Origin of the sequence: Borreliella japonica, assembly GCF_900099615.1 — a bacterium.
GTDB classification, from domain to species: domain Bacteria; phylum Spirochaetota; class Spirochaetia; order Borreliales; family Borreliaceae; genus Borreliella; species Borreliella japonica.
Map to the genome: position 1 here is coordinate 1 of NZ_FMTE01000033.1, position 1,598 is coordinate 1,598.

Here is a 1,598-nt window from a genome sequence, read left to right on the forward strand (position 1 = left end):
AAAGAGAGAATGAATAACCACTACAATAAAATATTATTTAGTATGTTTACAGATTTAGAAAAACAGATATATGAATTTTATGGGAAAAAATACCCAGAACAAGGACCGTTAACAAAATGGATACTAAAAAACCTAAAATAATAACAATTGCGTCAATTAAGGGCGGTGTTGGCAAAAGCACAAGTGTGCTATTTTATAGCAATATATTAGCCAAAGAAAAATATAAAGTGTTGATAATTGATAGTGATCCACAAGCTAGTATAACTAGTTATTTTTTATTCAAATTAAAAGAACAAAATGTGGATGTTGAAAATTACAATCTTTATGAAGTCTTTAAACAAAGGAAATATATAGAAAATTGCATTTTTACAGTGTCTAATTGTCTAGACATAATTCCCAGTTCACTAGAATTATCTGTTTTTAATTCGGAAAGTATACCATTACAAGATAATCTTTTAGAAAAAAGACTTTTGGCTATTAAATCTAAATACGATTATATAATAATTGATACAAACCCTAGTCTAGGACATCTTTTAAACAATGCTTTAGTAATTACTAATTATTTAATAATACCCATTAATTCTGATCTATGGGCAGTTGAAAGTATAGATCTAATACTAGATGCAATAAATAAAGTTTATAGAAATGACATTACCCCTTACTTTTTAGTTACGGGAGCTTTAGAAAGACAAAACATTGACAAGGAAATAATATTAAACTTAGAGAATAGATATAAAGAATATCTAATAGGAGTTATTCCTAAAAGAGATGACATTAAAAAAGCGCTATTTTATAGAAAAGAATTTTCTTCAAAAACAGATTATTATCAAGAATATAAAAAATCTTTGAATAAAATATTAAAAATAAAATAACAAATAAAATTTATCCAGTAATGGACAAATAAGGAGGTTTGATGAGTATTAAAAATAAAATGATAATAACCAAAAGAGTAGAGATAAAGGAAAATATTTCAAAAATGGAGTCATTAGAAGAGATTCATAAAGAGGAATATTTGAGATTAAAAGATAAATTAAAAACTCTAACAACAGATGACATTTATAATAAAATAGAAACAGCAAAAATATTGAATACAATTAATCAAAAAAAATTGTATATCTTGGATGGATATAAAAATTTTTATAGTTTTTTAGCTGGTTTTAAAATAGCTAAATCTCAAGCATATAAGTATATAAAAATAGTATCGGGTGTAGAAAAAGGTATTATTGACTATAATTTTATTGCTAGTAATGGTATTGAAAAAACAATTAAGCAATTAGAAAGTAGTAATATTATTAAGAAATCTAATCAAAACCCGATAAAACCGTTAAGATTTCAACTTAAAAAGCAAGAAAGTTATGATTTTTATAAAAGCAATGCTAAATTTACAGGATTTTTGTTAGATAAATTATTTAGTGATGAAAAAGAAATAATTAAAAGAATTATGAAAGAATATAAACAATTAAAAGGATAATACAGAGATTTTATGAACAATTTAGCGTACAGAACATACAATATAGAAAGTATAAAAAATGAGTTTTTAAACATAGGGTTTAGCGAGGAGGCAATAGATTTTGTTTTTCTTCATAATGATAATTACA

Annotated in this window: 4 protein-coding genes; all 4 read left to right on the forward strand. The window is 24.0% G+C overall.

Features of this window, described 5'->3' with window-relative positions:
* The coding region (locus BLO14_RS05775) for a DUF226 domain-containing protein (RefSeq protein ID WP_143280336.1) at positions 1-141 on the forward strand (141 nt) is incomplete at its 5' end.
* On the forward strand, positions 117-872 hold the full coding sequence (locus BLO14_RS05780; protein ID WP_091973986.1) for a ParA family protein: 756 nt from the start codon (positions 117-119) through the stop codon (positions 870-872). The genes BLO14_RS05775 and BLO14_RS05780, both read left to right, overlap by 25 nt.
* 41 nt (positions 873-913) lie before the next feature.
* Positions 914-1,471, forward strand: coding sequence for a chromosome replication/partitioning protein (locus BLO14_RS05785; protein WP_091973988.1), 558 nt, complete (start codon positions 914-916; stop codon positions 1,469-1,471).
* Between the two features lie 12 nt (positions 1,472-1,483).
* A partial coding sequence (gene bdr, locus BLO14_RS06195) for a Bdr family repetitive protein (RefSeq protein WP_236736416.1) occupies positions 1,484-1,598 on the forward strand: 115 nt, incomplete at its 3' end.